The organism is Rhodoferax sp. GW822-FHT04A08, from assembly GCF_058801025.1.
The window spans coordinates 125,916-140,763 of sequence record NZ_JBXAMW010000005.1 but is presented as its reverse complement, the minus strand read 5'-3'; the positions used below and the strand labels follow the sequence as shown (position 1 = coordinate 140,763).

Annotated in this window: 15 protein-coding genes; 5 read left to right on the top strand and 10 right to left on the bottom strand. The window is 63.2% G+C overall.

All coding sequences use genetic code 11. From position 1 onward, the window contains the following. Window positions 1-97 precede the first annotated feature (97 nt). Together AC1RMF_RS12220 and AC1RMF_RS12215 are read left to right on the top strand one after the other, a co-directional pair. Entirely contained in the window at window positions 98-547 is a 450-nt protein-coding gene (locus AC1RMF_RS12220; protein ID WP_493141725.1) for a MarR family winged helix-turn-helix transcriptional regulator, read from the top strand. Between the two features lie 32 nt (window positions 548-579). Beyond that, window positions 580-1,008: an organic hydroperoxide resistance protein gene (locus AC1RMF_RS12215; RefSeq protein WP_342620616.1), complete on the top strand. Its 429-nt coding sequence runs from the start codon at window positions 580-582 to the stop codon at window positions 1,006-1,008. 47 nt (window positions 1,009-1,055) lie between these two features. On the opposite strand, the gene AC1RMF_RS12210 is transcribed toward AC1RMF_RS12215, so the two are convergent. Next, a complete protein-coding gene (locus AC1RMF_RS12210) occupies window positions 1,056-2,552 on the bottom strand; it encodes a M48 family metalloprotease (RefSeq protein ID WP_493141723.1) in 1,497 nt (498 codons plus the stop codon). Window positions 2,553-2,590: 38 nt separating this feature from the next. Further along, window positions 2,591-3,211 (bottom strand): tRNA-uridine aminocarboxypropyltransferase, encoded by a 621-nt coding sequence (locus AC1RMF_RS12205; RefSeq protein ID WP_342620614.1) that lies wholly within the window; start codon window positions 3,209-3,211, stop codon window positions 2,591-2,593. Window positions 3,212-3,386: 175 nt separating this feature from the next. Between AC1RMF_RS12205 and dbpA the strand changes: the two genes are divergently transcribed. Both dbpA and AC1RMF_RS12195 read left to right on the top strand, forming a co-directional pair. After that, entirely contained in the window at window positions 3,387-4,814 is a 1,428-nt protein-coding gene (gene dbpA / locus AC1RMF_RS12200; RefSeq protein ID WP_493141720.1) for an ATP-dependent RNA helicase DbpA, read from the top strand. Between the two features lie 128 nt (window positions 4,815-4,942). Further along, window positions 4,943-5,179, top strand: coding sequence for a hypothetical protein (locus AC1RMF_RS12195; RefSeq protein ID WP_342620612.1), 237 nt, complete (start codon window positions 4,943-4,945; stop codon window positions 5,177-5,179). 11 nt (window positions 5,180-5,190) lie between these two features. Here AC1RMF_RS12195 and AC1RMF_RS12190 read toward each other — a convergent pair whose 3' ends face one another. From AC1RMF_RS12190 to AC1RMF_RS12160, 7 genes are all read right to left on the bottom strand, one after another. After that, window positions 5,191-5,583, bottom strand: coding sequence for a RidA family protein (locus AC1RMF_RS12190; protein WP_493141718.1), 393 nt, complete (start codon window positions 5,581-5,583; stop codon window positions 5,191-5,193). A gap of 220 nt (window positions 5,584-5,803) precedes the next feature. Further along, entirely contained in the window at window positions 5,804-7,414 is a 1,611-nt protein-coding gene (locus AC1RMF_RS12185) for an AMP-binding protein (RefSeq protein WP_493141716.1), read from the bottom strand. Between the two features lies 1 nt (window position 7,415). After that, the gene (locus AC1RMF_RS12180) at window positions 7,416-8,585 is read right to left on the bottom strand and encodes an acyl-CoA dehydrogenase family protein (protein ID WP_493141714.1); all 1,170 of its coding nucleotides are present in this window, start codon (window positions 8,583-8,585) and stop codon (window positions 7,416-7,418) included. Between the two features lies 1 nt (window position 8,586). Continuing rightward, window positions 8,587-9,441: an enoyl-CoA hydratase family protein gene (locus AC1RMF_RS12175; RefSeq protein ID WP_493141713.1), complete on the bottom strand. Its 855-nt coding sequence runs from the start codon at window positions 9,439-9,441 to the stop codon at window positions 8,587-8,589. 17 nt (window positions 9,442-9,458) lie between these two features. Further along, window positions 9,459-9,986, bottom strand: coding sequence for a MarR family winged helix-turn-helix transcriptional regulator (locus tag AC1RMF_RS12170; protein WP_493141711.1), 528 nt, complete (start codon window positions 9,984-9,986; stop codon window positions 9,459-9,461). Between the two features lie 6 nt (window positions 9,987-9,992). Next, window positions 9,993-10,793, bottom strand: coding sequence for an SDR family NAD(P)-dependent oxidoreductase (locus AC1RMF_RS12165; RefSeq protein ID WP_493141709.1), 801 nt, complete (start codon window positions 10,791-10,793; stop codon window positions 9,993-9,995). Window positions 10,794-11,153: 360 nt separating this feature from the next. Beyond that, window positions 11,154-13,508: a bifunctional salicylyl-CoA 5-hydroxylase/oxidoreductase gene (locus AC1RMF_RS12160; protein ID WP_493141707.1), complete on the bottom strand. Its 2,355-nt coding sequence runs from the start codon at window positions 13,506-13,508 to the stop codon at window positions 11,154-11,156. 91 nt (window positions 13,509-13,599) lie between these two features. Here AC1RMF_RS12160 and AC1RMF_RS12155 point away from each other — a divergent pair, with 91 nt between their 5' ends. Beyond that, window positions 13,600-14,481 carry an alpha/beta hydrolase gene (locus AC1RMF_RS12155; RefSeq protein ID WP_493141705.1) on the top strand — a complete coding sequence of 294 codons (882 nt, stop codon included), beginning with the start codon at window positions 13,600-13,602 and terminating at the stop codon, window positions 14,479-14,481. A gap of 4 nt (window positions 14,482-14,485) precedes the next feature. On the opposite strand, the gene AC1RMF_RS12150 is transcribed toward AC1RMF_RS12155, so the two are convergent. Further along, window positions 14,486-14,821 (bottom strand): hypothetical protein, encoded by a 336-nt coding sequence (locus AC1RMF_RS12150; RefSeq protein ID WP_493141703.1) that lies wholly within the window; start codon window positions 14,819-14,821, stop codon window positions 14,486-14,488. Window positions 14,822-14,848 lie beyond the last annotated feature (27 nt).

The window sequence follows — 14,848 nt, the reverse complement described above, 5'->3', positions numbered from 1 at the left end:
GCCCTACGTGCGACGGACCACGCAATGCCCCTGATCTGCAACAGGTTAATTCGACAATTAAATTGCACGCAATTTAATTGTGAGCTACATTAATGCCATGCCAACCACGAACATCACTTCAGACCAAGCCCTGATGCTGGAAAACCAGCTCTGCTTTGCGTTGTATTCCACTTCGCTGGCCATGACCAAGCTGTACAAACCCATGCTCGCCAAGCTGGGGCTCACCTATCCGCAGTACGTGGTCATGCTCGTGTTGTGGGAGCAGGACGGTCTGATGGTGTCCGAGATCGGCGAGCGCCTGTTTCTGGATTCCGGCACCCTCACGCCGCTGCTCAAGCGCCTGGAAGCCAGTGGTCTGGTCACCCGGGTACGCGATGCGGGTGACGAGCGCCGCGTGCACATCAAGCTCACCGCCCAGGGCCGCGCGCTCAAGGCCAAGGCAAAACCCATTCCCGGCTGCATTGCCGCGCAGGCGCAATGCGACATCCCCGAGCTGCTGGCGCTGAACCAGCAGCTCAAGACGCTACGCCAGCGCCTGTCCGCCTAGTTTTTCAACCCACCTCAACCAAAGGAACTTCCATGCCTACCAAACTCGACAAAGTGCTCTACACCGCCCACGCCCACACCGTTGGCGGACGGGACGGCCGCTCCGTGACCGACGACGGCCTGCTCGACGTCAAGCTGACCCTGCCCAAAGCCATGGGTGGCGCCGGCACCGGCACCAACCCCGAGCAGCTGTTTGCCGCCGGTTACTCCGCCTGCTTCATGGGCGCCCTCAAGCACGTGGCCAGCCTGAAGAAGGTGGCTGTGCCTGCCGACGCCGCCATTGACGCCAGCGTGGACATCGGCCCCATTCCCGCAGGTTTCGGCATCGCTGCGCGCCTGGTCGTCAGCCTGCCCGGACTGGACCGTGCTGTTGCTCAGGACCTGGTCGACACCGCCCACCAGGTGTGCCCCTACTCCAACGCCACCCGCGGCAACATCGAAGTGGAACTGACACTGGCCTGATGCGCAGATGGTCCGGACTGCAGAGTGCAGGACCGGACCATCGCTGTTCAACTGGCGTCCACCAGCTTGACCAGTTGCCCCGGCTTGGGTTCCCCACCGCCATAGAAGCCATTGACCAGGCGCAACTGCTGCTCCGCATGGGGCAACGGTGAGCGCTTGGCCAGCTCGGCAAAACCGCCCTTGGGATAGGGCACCAGCTTGATGCTCCAGGGCTTGGCCGCTTGCCGGTCCTGCGCCGTCATGGCGCGAAAGCTGGACTCTGCCTCCCGCAGTGCGCTGCGGTTGGCCTGCAGCGTGGCCGCATCCTTGGCTGCGTACTGCAACGCATACATATGGTTTTCCGGGCCACTCACCAGCGTGAACTCCAGGCCCAGGTTCTGACCTTGCTCGTTCTGCCGCACACCTGTGAAGTGTGTAGCCTGCAAGCCATTGAGCGTGGTGGCTTCGCTCTTGCCCTGCGTGGGCTTGAAGCCGTTGCGAATGACTTCCGCATGGGTCTTGCCCACAGCAGGCGGCACCGGCTTGATCAACAGGGCGGCATCGGTCGCCGCATTGACCAAGGCAACCTGTTGCGACTCGTTCTGGATGGTCCACGCGGCCGGAGCCGTGACCGCAATGTTCAGACCACCATGGTAGAAATTGCGCCCGCGCACCAGCCCCTGATCGGCACTTTCACCAAAAGCCAGACCGGCAACCACCTGCAAGTAACGGCTGCGCCCGTCATCGGCATAGGTGGAGCTGGCGCCGTAGCTATCGGCGGTCTGTTTGATCTGCTGCAGCCGCTGGTCATTGGACGGGTGCGATGCCAGCCAACCGCCGCCAGTCGGCGCAGGCCGGCCTTCGGACTTGGCAACGTCTGCCGCATAGCGTTCCTGGTTCTTCAGCACGGTGATCACGTCCACCATGTTGTGCGGGTCGTAGTGGTTGCGTGCCAGGTATTCGGCGCCCAGCCCATCGGCCTGCAACTCCTGCTCGCGCCCATAGGAGGCGATGTAGCCCGCAGCCACGGTTTGCGACACCTGCCCGGCCATCTGCCCGGCGCCCGTTACGCCTTGCGACTCCAGCACCAGCCCCAGGATGTTGGCGGCAAACACGCCCAGCCCGGCATGCTGCTGGCTGGTGGCACGTTGCGCTCCATGGCGCGCAGTGACGTGGCCAATTTCATGGCCTATCACGCCAGCCAGATCCGCTTCGCTTTCCATATAGGCCATGATGCCGCGCGTCACATACACATAGCCGCCAGGCAAGGCAAAGGCATTGATTTCCGGGCTGTCGAGCACGGTGAAGTGCCACTGCAGATTGGCGCGGTGCGAATGCGCCGCCAGGCGCTGCCCCAGCGCATTCACATAGTTTTGCACCGCGGGATTGTTGTAGACGGTGTATTCCTGCAGCACCTGCTGGTGCCCCTTGGCGCCTTCGGCTACCTCCTGCTCTTCGCTCATGGCGGAGAGCTCGGTCTCGCCACTCACCGGATTCACCACGGCGGTGCCGCAGGCGATCAATGTGCAGACCAGCAAGGCTGCGGCAATCCACTTCAGTCGCATAGCTTTCCTTTTGTACCCATCAACTCGATGGCCGGATTCTAGGCATTGGCATGGGCCGGGTTCCGCGCTGCCTGCTGCATGACGAAGCCCTGGAACGCTTGCTGCAAAGGCAGGTACTTCTGCGCATCGCCTTCCAACTGCGCCAATGCTGCGCAGGTAGCCTCGAAGGTGGAGAGCTGCCCGGGTTGGTGCGCGCGGCGGATCACATACGACGACGCAGCCACATCGGTCAACGCCAGACGCGGCAGACTCTGCAGCAGCGGATTGCAATGCAGCATCTTGCGGCTCTTGCGCCAGGTGCCGTCCAACACCACCAGCCCCACCTGGAGCGGATCACGCAAACGCTGTGGCTCCAGTGGCGGCGCAACCCGATGGCCGACGCTGGCCGTTGCCGGGTACAGCAACACCACGTAACGGTCGGCAGGCAAGGCCGCACGCAGGGTGGAAGCATCAAAGGACTCGCCCACCAGCAACCGGCTACCAGGCAAACAGCGATGCAGCAGACCCGCACTGTTCTTGGCGTGGTGCACTTCCAGCGGGTGCTGCAGTATCAGCACATCCACCGAATGGTCCACAGGCGTGACCCACGCGCAGATGCAGGCGCTTTGCGCGCGCTGACATGCGGCGCAGACGGGACGTCGAGGAGTGGGGGACTGCATCGGGGGATGAAAAATAGTTCAATCCAGTTTAGCGCCGCTACCGATGGCACCGGGGCGGATGGTGCAGCGAAATAAAGGAGGAGGCCGCAGGCCGGGGGACATTCGCGGAACCATCTGCCCCGGTGGCATCCGCTCACCAACACGCCACAAGGCGGTGGCGCGGATAATCGAGGGTATGACTGCCTCCCCCACCTCCGCCTCCACAGGCATGGCCGCAAGCGCCAATGACTTCTCCACCCTCGCACTCTCGCCCGCCACGCTGGCCAATCTGCAGCAGCTGGGCTACACCACCATGACGCCGATCCAGGCCGCCAGCCTGCCCGCGGCACTGCAGGGCAAGGACCTGATTGCGCAGGCCAAGACCGGCAGCGGCAAGACCGCTGCCTTCGCCCTGCCCTTGCTGGCAAAGCTCAACCCGCGCTGGTTTGCGGTGCAGGCCCTGGTGCTGTGCCCTACGCGCGAACTGGCGGACCAGGTCACCACCGAAATCCGCCGGCTGGCGCGCGCCGAAGAAAACATCAAAGTCGTGACCCTGTGCGGCGGCATTGCGCTGCGCGGACAGCGCGCATCGCTGGAGCATGGAGCCCACATCGTGGTGGGCACGCCGGGGCGCATCATGGACCATCTGGAGCGCGGCTATCTGACGCTCGAAGGCCTCAACACCCTAGTGCTGGATGAAGCCGATCGCATGCTGGACATGGGCTTTTTTGACGACATCGCCACCGTGGTCAAACAAACCCCGGCGGCGCGCCAGACCCTGCTGTTTTCTGCCACCTACCCCGAAGGCATCGAGAAGCTGGCCAAACAATTCATGCGCGAGCCACAGCAGATCAAGGTGGCCGCACCCGTGGCGGAAAGCAAGATCGAAGAGCGCTTCTACCAGGTCGAGCGCAGCAACCGCCTGCAAACCGTGGGCAAGTTGCTCAACCACTTCCGCCCGGTCAGCACGCTGGCGTTCTGCAACACCAAGCAGCAGTGCAAGGATCTGGTCACGCTGCTGCAGGAGCAGGGCTTCCATGCGCTGGCACTCTACGGCGAACTGGAGCAGCGCGAGCGCGATCAGGTGCTGGCGCAGTTTGCCAACCGCAGCTGCTCAGTGCTGGTGGCCACCGACGTGGCCTCACGCGGACTGGACATCAAGGAACTGGAAGCCGTCATCAACGTGGATATCACGCCCGACCCCGAAGTGCATGTACACCGCATCGGACGCACCGGACGCGCCGGCGAATCGGGTCTGGCGCTGAGCCTGGCCAGCATGAATGAGATGGGCGCGGTCGGCAAGATCGAGCAGTACCAGAACGCACCTTCGGTCTGGTTCAAGCTGGAAGAGCTCACCCCGGCCAGCAATGCCCCCCTGCTGCCGCCCATGGCCTGTCTGCAGATTCTGGGTGGTCGCAAGGAAAAGATCCGCCCCGGAGATGTGCTGGGCGCACTGACCAGCACAGAAGGCGGTCCGGCCTATACGCGTGAACAGATTGGCAAGATCCAGGTCACCGAGTTCTGCACCTTTGTGGGGGTGGCGCGTGACATCGCGGAACAGGCCTGCAACAAACTCAACACCGGCAAAGTCAAGGGCAAGAGTGTGAAAGTGCGCGTGCTTTAAGGGTGGCTGTAAGGCAAATTCCTACAGGGTTTCCATCCGCCTTCTGACTACATAAACCCGCGGGGCTGGCTACAGTTCATTCACGCGCCAATGTCATCTGACAGCGCTTGATAAACCGGAGTAGCCCCATGAAAGACACCACTGTTGCCTTCAACCCCTTCAGCCTGATGATGGAGCCTGAACTGGTTTTGCAAACCATGGAACGCTCACAACAGCTGCGCGGCCTGCGCCGCCACAAACTGCGCCCCCTGGACAAGCCGCTGATCCCCTACACCAAGGAAGCCCTGGCAGCCCGCGCCGCCTACGACGCAGCCATTGATGCAGAAGACTTTGAAGACGTGGCGAACTCCTACCTGCTGAACTGAGGCGCAGACGGTCAGTCAGGGATGACGGCCGTCACCTCGATCTCGACCTTGGCCCGGTCTTCAATCAGGGCCTGCACTTCAATCGCCGTCATGGCGGCGTTGAAGCTGCCAATGATCTCCCGAAAAGCTTTGCCAATCTCCGTATAGGCCTGTACGTAGGCCTTTTTGTCGGTCACATACCAGGTCATGCGCACGATGTGCTCCGGCTTGGCTCCCGCCTCGGTCAGCACATCCACCACATTGATCAACGCCTGGCGCACCTGTGCTGCCATGTCGTCCGACTGGAACTGGCCGTTGGCTTCCCAGCCAATCATGCCCGCCACAAACACCATCTGGCCACGCGCCATCACGCCATTGGCATAGCCGCGCGGACGCGGCCAGTGCGGGGGTTGAAGCAGTTTCATTCTTGACTCCTAGTTTCGTGCTTATTTATTTCTGAACAATATTGGCGTGCAATTGGCGAATACCGAAAGCGCCTGCAGACGCGGGACAGTACGGCGCTCAGCGCAGCGGCATAAAGGGGGAGCCCGCAGGGCGGAGGACAGCCGCGGAGCTGAGTGCCGTGCTGGCTCGCGTCCACCAGGGTCTGCTTTTCGATACAAGGGACCTCAAAAGGTTGCCCCATCACTCCACCTCACGCAGCTTGAAGCGCTGCAACTTGCCCGTCTGGGTACGCGGCAACTTGTCCACAAATTCAATCTGCCGCGGATACTTGTACGGCGCCACCGACTTCTTCACAAAGTCCTGCAGATCCTTCACCGTGGCATTGCCTGCAACAAAGCCGGGGCGCAGTGTCACATACGCCTTGACCACCTGGCCCCGCTCCTCATCGGGCACGCCGATCACCGCGCACTCCAGCACGGCGGGGTGCAGCATCAGCGCATCCTCCACCTCGGGCGCGGCAATGTTGTAGCCCGCCGAGATGATCATGTCGTCGGTGCGTGACTGGTAGAAGAAGTAGCCAGCCTCGTCCATCACATACGCATCGCCGGGATAGTTCCAGCCGCCCTTGACGTAGTTGGCCTGGCGTGCGTCGTCCAGGTAGCGGCAGCCGGTGGGGCCGCGCACGGCCAGCTTGCCGATCGTTCCAGGGGGTACCGGGTTGCCGGAATCGTCCACCACGCGCGCCTCATAGCCCGGGACCACCGTGCCGGTGGCCCCGGGATGGGCGTGCTTCTCGTCCGCCGAGATGAAGATGTGCAGCATCTCGGTGGCGCCAATGCCGTCGATGATTTCAATGCCCGTGGCCTCGCGCCAGAGCTGGCGTGTGGATGCGGGCAGCGCCTCACCCGCCGATACGCAGCGGCGCAGCCGGGTCTTTCGCACTTCCTCGCCCCGCGCAGCCAGCACGCGGTAGGACGTGGGCGCGGTGAACACCACGGTAGCGCCGTAGTCGCGTATGCCGTCCAGCAATTGCGGCGGGCCAGCCTTGTCCAGCAGCACGGTGGATGCGCCCACCGACATGGGAAACAGCACCAGCCCACCCAGCCCGAAGGTGAAGGCCAGCGGCGGGCTGCCGATGAACACGTCGTCCGCGTTGGGCTTGAGCACATGGCGGGGCCAGCAGGCGCAGGCAGCCATCACGTCGCGGTGGAAGTGCATGGTGGCCTTGGGCACACCTGTGGTGCCTGAGGTAAAGGCCAGCAGACAGGTGTCGTCCAGCGCGGTATCCACGTTGGCAAAGGTGGTGGGGTGGCGCTGCATGGCGGCTTCCAGACCGTCTGCATGCGGGCTGCGGAAATGCTTCACCTGCGTGAGGTGGGGCGTGTCCGGTAGGGTAAGGCGCAACTCTTCTTGCAGGCCCAGGTCACACAGCGCATGGCTGATCTCTGCCTTGTCGACGATGGCACGCAACTCTTTGGCGCGCAGCAGCGGCATGGTGGCCACGGCAATGCCACCGGCCTTGACGATGCCGAACCAGCACGCCACCGCCATGGGCGTATTGGGCGTGTGCAGCAGCACGCGGTTACCCGGCACCAGCCCCATGTCCTGCGTCAGCACATGGGCAATGCGGTTGGCGCGCTCCAACAGGTCGCGATAGGTCCAGCGCTCGCCGCCGCCTTGCACACACAGACGCCCGCCCCGGCCTTCCTGCACATGGCGGTCCAGCAGTTCGGTGGCGCAGTTGAGCTGCGCGGGAAACTGCAGCTCCGGCAAGTCGAACAGGAATACCGGCTGCTGCTCCACGGGCGGCAGGTGGTCACGGGCAAAGGTGTCTTGGTGTGCGCTGGGCATGTCAGGCCTCCTGCTGGTCTTTGAGCAACTCGCGCGCAATGATGAGTTGCTGCACTTCGGTGGCACCCTCGTAAATGCGCAGGGCACGGATTTCGCGGTAGAGGCGTTCCACAGGGTGGTCGCTGACCACGCCCATGCCACCCCAGATCTGCACGGCCGCATCGATGACCTGCTGGGCCCCTTCGGTGCTCACCATCTTGGCCATGGCGGCTTCCTTGGTGACGCTCTGGCCCTGGTCTCGCTGCCAGGCGGCGCGGTAGGTCAACAGTGCGGAAGAGTCGATGGCGGTGGCCATCTGCGCCAGCTTGGCCTGCGTGAGCTGGAAGTCGGCCAGCGTCTGGTTGAACATCTTGCGCGTTGTCGCCCGTGCCAGGGCTTCGTCCAGCGCGCGGCGGGCAAAGCCCAGCGCAGCAGCAGCCACCGAGGTGCGAAACACATCCAGCGTGCGCATGGCAATCTTGAAGCCTTCTGCCGCAGCACCAATGCGGCGGCTCAGCGGAACGCGGCAATCGGTGAAACGCAGCGTGGCCAGCGGGTGCGGCGCAATCACTTCGATGCGCTCAGCAATCTCCAGCCCCGGTGTGTCGGCGTCCACAATGAAGGCGCTGATGCCACGCGCGCCAGCCGCTTCACCGGTGCGGGCAAATACCACATAGAAATCGGCAATGCCGCCGTTGGATATCCAGGTCTTGCTGCCGTTGAGCACCGCGAAGTCGCCATCGATACGCGCACTGCATTGCATGGCCGCCACGTCAGAACCGGCTTGCGGCTCACTCAGTGCAAAAGCTGCGATGGCATCACCCGCAGCCACCCGCGGCAGGTAGCTCTGCTTTTGCTCCTCGGTGCCCGCCAGGCTGATGGCACCCGAGCCCAGGCCTTGCATGGCAAAGGCAAAGTCCGCCAAGCCCGAATGGCGCGCCAGGGTTTCACGGATCAGGCAGATGCTGCGTGTGTCGATGGTGTCTGCCGTGCCGCCAAAGACCGTGCCACCCACCGCATGGCGCAGCCAGCCGGCTTGCCCAAGCGAACGCACCAGAGCGCGGCACTCAGCATCCACATCGCTGCCATGGGCTTGCGTGATATGGGCCTGCGCCCAGGCATCCAGTTGCTGTGCCAACGCCGCATGCTGCGGCTCGAAAAAGGGCCAGGAAAGGTAACGGGTGTCGCTCATGTCAGTTGCCTTCAAACACGGGGCGTTGCTTGGCCACAAAGGCCTGGTAGGCCCGCTTGAAGTCCCCGGTCATCATGCAGATGGCCTGCGCCTGCGCTTCGGCCTCTATGGCCTGGTCGATGGACATGCTCCACTCCTGGTGCAGCATGGTCTTGGTGATGCCGTTGGCGAACGTAGGGCCAGCTGCAATGTCGCGCGCCCAGGCCTGTGCGTCGGCCAGCAAGGTGTCTGGCGCCACCAGGCGGTTGAGGAAGCCGCTGCGCTCGGCCTCTTCGCCACCGATGGAACGGCCGCTGTAGAGCCAGTCGCTGGCACGCCCCTGGCCGATGATGCGCGGCAGCATGGCGCAGGCGCCCATGTCGCAACCGGCCAGGCCCACCCGGTTGAACAGAAACGCCGTCTTGCTGCGTGCCGTGCCCATGCGCAGGTCAGAGGCCATGGCCATGATGGCACCGGCCCCGGCGCAGACTCCGTCCACCGCCGCAACAATGGGCTGTGGACAGGCCCGCATGGCCTTGACGAGGTCGCCGGTCATGCGGGTGAACATCAGCAACTCCGGCATGGGCAGGTCCACCAGCGGGCCGATGATTTCGTGCACATCCCCACCGGAGCAGAAGTTGTCACCCGCACCCACCAGCACCACGACCTTCACATCGCTCGCGTATTTCAGCGCGCCAAAGAGGTCGCGCAGCTCGGCATACGAATCGAAGGTCAGCGGGTTCTTGCGCTCGGGCCGGTTGAGCGTGATCGTGGCCACGCCCTGGTCGCACTGCCAGACAAAGTGCGTGGCCCGGTACCCCGTCATGGGTTTGCGGTTGCCCGCCAGCAGGGTCGGATCGATTGCGGTAGGTGTCATGGATGGGTCTCCGTTTTTCATTCTTTGGATGCGGCATCTGCCTGGGCCACCTGGTGCACACGCAGCGCGCCCAGCTCGGTGTAGAGCTGGTTCACAGTCTTGGCGTCCAGGCAGGAGAACAGCTCCAGAATCCAGCCCTCGTGCTCGGCCGCCATGGACTCGAAGTTCTTGCGTCCCTTGGGCGTGAGGTTGACGATCCAGGAGCGGCGATCGGTCGGGCTGCTGCTGCGTTCCACCAGGCCGTCGCGCTCCAGCTCGTCGGTCAGGCCGGTGACGTTGGCACCGGTCACCATGAGAAAGCGGGTGAGGTCTTTCATGCGCAGGCCTTCGGGCTTGCGGTAGAGCTGGGCCATGTAGTCAAAGCGCGCCAGCGAGATGTCAAAGCGGGTGCGCAGGCGGCGGCGGATTTCGTCTTCGATCTGCGTGGTGCAGGCCAGCATGCGCAGCCACAGCTTGAGTGCGGCGTGGTCGTTGCTGGCGCTGCGCGCTTCGTAGCCGAGTTCATCGGCGGCGTTCAACAGGGCAAGGCTGGGATCTTTTTTCATAAGCGTTCAATGCATGACCTCGCCACCGCAGACAGCAATGGCTTGGCCGGTGATGGAGCTGGCGGACTCGCCGCACAGCCAGCGTACGGTGTCGGACACTTCGGCGGGCTGCACGATACGGCCTTGCGGATTGCCCTTGGCAAATTCGGCGCGGGCCTCTGCTTCGCTGCGGCCCGTCTTGGCCACCACGTTGGCAATGCTCTCGCGCAGGATGTCGGTCTCGGTGTAGCCGGGGCAGACGGCGTTGACGGTAATGCCTTTGCGGGCTACTTCCAGCGCCAGCGAACGGGTCAGTCCCACCACCGCATGCTTGGCCGCGCAATAAGCCGCCACATAGGCGTAGCCGGTGATACCGGCGGTGCTTGCCACGTTCACGATGCGGCCCCACCCGGTCTGCAGCATCTGCGGCAGCACCGCCTGGGTGCAGTTCCAGGTGCCATGCAGGTTCACGTCCAGCATCTGTTGCAGGAGCGATGCATCGGTCCTGAGAAAGGGCGCACTGGCAGCCTGGCCGGCGTTGTTGATGAGAATGTGGATGGGGCCGAAGCGCACTTGTGCCTCGTGTACTGCTGCGTCCACTTGCGCTGCGTCGGATACGTCGGCGCAGACGGCCTGCAGGGTTTCAGGATGCTGCGCCACCAGCGCTTGCAAGGGTTCCATGCGACGACCCAGCACGGTGACATGCGCACCCTGTTCCACCAAGGTCAGTGCAATCGCTGCACCAATGCCACTGCCGCCTCCGGTTACCAGTGCGTGCTTTCCCTGCAAACGCTGGGTGGCTTGATGGGCGGTTGCTGCGTCAGACATGGCTTGCTTGTTTGTTGCGTGTTGGAGGCATTGCTTTCGTTGCGGTGGTTGGGCTGCTGACGCCGGGGTAAATGCTTCCGCGGCTGTCCCCCGGCCTACGGCCTCCTCCTTTATGCCGCTGCAGCATCCACCCCGGCGCCAGCAGCAGCAAGTCGTGTTGGCGTGCATAGACTGAATACCGTCTGAGTACCAACAGCACTTCTGGATTCAGGACGGTATGGCACTTCGCTCCGGTAGGTAAAGGAGGAGCCCGCTTGCGGGCGGGGGACACGGACGGAGCGGAGTGCCATACCGTCCTGAATCCCGCGTGCCTCCCACCAGTACGCAGTCCAACTTCATCGGATAAAGACAACATGGTCTTCAGGCCTCCGCCGCGCGCACAGGCGACAACGCTGCCGCAGCGGCCTGGGCTTTTTCGCGCTGGAAGTTGGCCTCCATCTGCGCCTTGGCTGCCCAGTACTGCTTGGGCCACACCATGGGCGTGTAGCCAATCTTGGCGGCTTCGGTCAGGGTCCATGCCGGGTTGGCCAGATGGGGACGTGCGACCGCACACAGATCGGCACGTCCGGCGGCAATGATGCTGTTGACGTGGTCGGCCTCGCTGATGGCGCCCACGGCGATGGTGGCGATGCCGGCCTCCTGGCGGATGCGGTCGGCAAACGGCGTCTGGTACATGCGGCCATACACAGGCTTCTCGCTCTTGCTGACTTGGCCCGACGAGCAGTCGATCATGTCGGCACCGGCCTGCTTGAAGGCACGCGCAATCTCCACCGCATCCGACGGTGTGATACCGCCCTCCACCCAGTCGTGCGCCGAAATGCGCACCGACATGGGCCGGTCTGCCGGCCATGCGGCACGCACAGCGGCAAACACTTCCAGCGGATAGCGCAGGCGGTTCTGCAGGCTGCCGCCATAGGTGTCGGTGCGGTGGTTGGTGAGGGGCGAGATGAAGGCCGACAGCAAATAGCCATGCGCGCAATGCAGCTCCAGCCAGTCCACACCGATGTCGGCTGCGGCGCGGGCTGCGGCGACAAACTCGGCTTTGACCGTGACCATGTCCTCCAGCGTCATGGCCTTGGCAACCTGGCTCACGCCAGGGAGGTACTGCTGCTCGGACGCGCTGATGATGGGCCAGTTGCCACTCTGCAGCGGCTGATCGGTGCCTTCCCAGGCCACGCGGGTGGAGGCCTTGGGGCCGGCATGGCCGATCTGCATGGCGAAGCGGGCGTCGGTATGGGCGTGCACCCAGTCCACGATGCGCGCCCAGGCTTGTGCCTGTTCGGTTGTGTAGATGCCGGGGCAGCCGGGGGTGATGCGGCCCTGTGCGCTGACGCAGGTCATCTCGGCAAACACCATGCCCGCACCGCCCATGGCACGCGCGCCCAGATGCACCAGGTGGTAGTCGCCCACCAGGCCATCCACTGCGGAATACTGCGCCATGGGCGAGACCACCACGCGGTTCTTGAGCGTGACACCACGCACGGAGTAAGGCGTGAACATGGGCGGCGGAGCCTTTTGGTCCGGCGCGATCTGCATGCCGGCCTTATTGGCAAACCAGCGTTCGAAGTCGCCCAGCCAGGCGGCATCGCGCAGGCGCAGATTCTCGTGGCTGATGCGCTGGCTGCGCGTCAGCATGGAGTACATGAACTGCGGTCCTTCAAGCTGGTCGCAGTAGCGACCACCACAAACCTCGAACCACTCCATCGCGTTCCACGCGGCGTTCTGCAGACGCAGCACGTCGATGTTGCGGGAAGCCTGGTAGCGCTGCAGCACTTCGGGAATGTGTTCACGCGTATCGCCCAGGGCCTGAAATTGGTTGGCCAGTTCGATGGCGTCTTCTATGGCCAGCTTGGTGCCCGAGCCGATGGCAAAGTGTGCGGTGTGCACCGCATCGCCCATCAGTACCACATGGCTGCGGCCGTTGTAGAGCGACCATTGTTCGCACTTGACGCGCTGGAAATTGAGCCAGGCCGAGCCGCGCAGATGGCGCGCATTGGTCATCAGGGATGCGCCACCCAGGGTGCTTGCAAACAGCTTCTCACAGAAGGCAATGGATGCTTGCTGGTCGGCCTCGTCCAGCCGGTGCGCCTGCCAGACGTGTTCGGGGCATTCCACGATGAAGGTCGTGGTGTTTTCGTCGAACTTGTAGATGTGCGCCTGGAACCAGCCGTGCTCGGTCTTCTCGAAAGCGAAGGTGAAGGCATCGAACAGCTTGTGCGTGCCCAGCCAGATGTAGCGGTTGGGGCGCACCGCGATGTCGGGCTTGAAGATGTCCTCGTACTGCGTGCGTATGCGCGAGTTGATGCCGTCACTGGCAATGATGAGGTCCGCATCCGGGTATTGCAGGTCGGACTCCGCTTCGGTTTCGAACACCAGCTTGACGTCGAGCTGCTCGCAGCGCGCCTGCAGGATGTTGAGCAGCTTCTTGCGCCCAATGCCCACAAAGCCGTGGCCGCCGGAGCGGATGCGCTGGCCCTTGAATTCCAGCTCGATGTCGTCCCAGTGGTTGAAGGCCTGCTGGATCTCAGCCGCGGTGACCGGGTCGTGCACACGCATGTTGTCCATGGTGGCATCGGAAAACACCACGCCCCAGCCAAAGGTGTCATACGCCTTGTTGCGCTCCACCACGGTGATGTCGTGCGCCGGGTTGCGCATCTTCATCAGCAGGGCGAAATAGAGTCCGGCAGGTCCGCCGCCTATGCACACGATCTTCATCACACACCCCAGTCAAAATACAGCACAATGCCGTTGAGTGGAATTTACTTTAGTTCTAAACTATTTATTTGTCAAACAGAAAGTTGCCGCCATGCGCCCCTTGTACCGAGAGTTTTGTGCCCAGTCCGAGCTGGATGCGCAGTACAACCCTTCCATCGCCCTGCCCGATCCGGATGCACCGGGGCGGCATTTCGTCGCCACCGCGCAGCAGGCGCGCAGCCAGTTGCGCTGCATGCTGGATGTGCCCTATGGCCCCACGCTGGAGGAGACGCTGGACATCTTCCCGGCGGTACAGCCCAATGCACCGGTGTTTGTGTTCATCCATGGCGGCTACTGGCGGGCGCTGTCCAGCAAGACCTTCAGCGGTGTGGCGTTGGGCCTGCAGGCCGCAGGCATCACCACGGTGGTAATCAACTACGCGCTGTGCCCGCATGTGACGATTGACGAGATCGTGCGCCAGACCCGCTCGGCCCTGGCCTGGACATTGCGCCACATCCAGCACTATGGCGGTGACCCGGCACGCGTGAGTATTGGCGGCCATTCGGCTGGCGGCCATCTGACAGCCATGGCCCTGCAGACGGAATGGGCGCAGGACTACGGGCTGCCGCAGGACCCGTTTGTGGCCGCCATTCCCCTGAGTGGCCTGTTTGACATTGCGCCGCTGCGCTACAGCTACCTGCAGCCCGCCATCCAGCTGGATGACGGCATCATCCGCCGCAACTCACCGGCCTTCTCGGTAAGACCTTGCAAGACGCCGCTATGGATTACCTGGGGCGGAGACGAAACCACGGAGTTCGCGCGCCAGTCGCGCATCTACCACGAGGCCTGGCAGGCGGCGGGCAATGTGTCGGAGTTGCGCCCCATTCCGGGCGCCAACCATTTCACGGTGATCGGGGGATTTGAAGATGCAGGCAGTGCGTTGTGCACCTGGCTGGCCGCCAAGCTGCAGGCAGCCTGCGCTACGGGCGACTAGATGCTTAGCTAGGCTGCCCGTTGAATTGGCTTATCTTGGTTTCCAGGGCGGTGTCGATGAATGCACATTCCGGCTGATGCTGGTGCCCGGCGCAGTTGAAGAGGTTCTTGCCAATGCAGAATGCGCACAGCTCGAAATGGATGGCGTTGAGCTCATACTCACTCGTCACGGCGGTGCTGGATGCGTCTCCCGCCAGGCGAAGTACTTTCGCAAGCTGGGGGTGACATTCCGATTCGCCCGAAGTTGCCACATATGTGGTAACCGCGTCATACAGCAACCCTGCCCTCTTTGTACTCCATTGCGTCATGCCGGACACTCCCTGAGTTTGCAAAAAATTCAAGCGCCCTTTTTAGCGCATATCAACCAA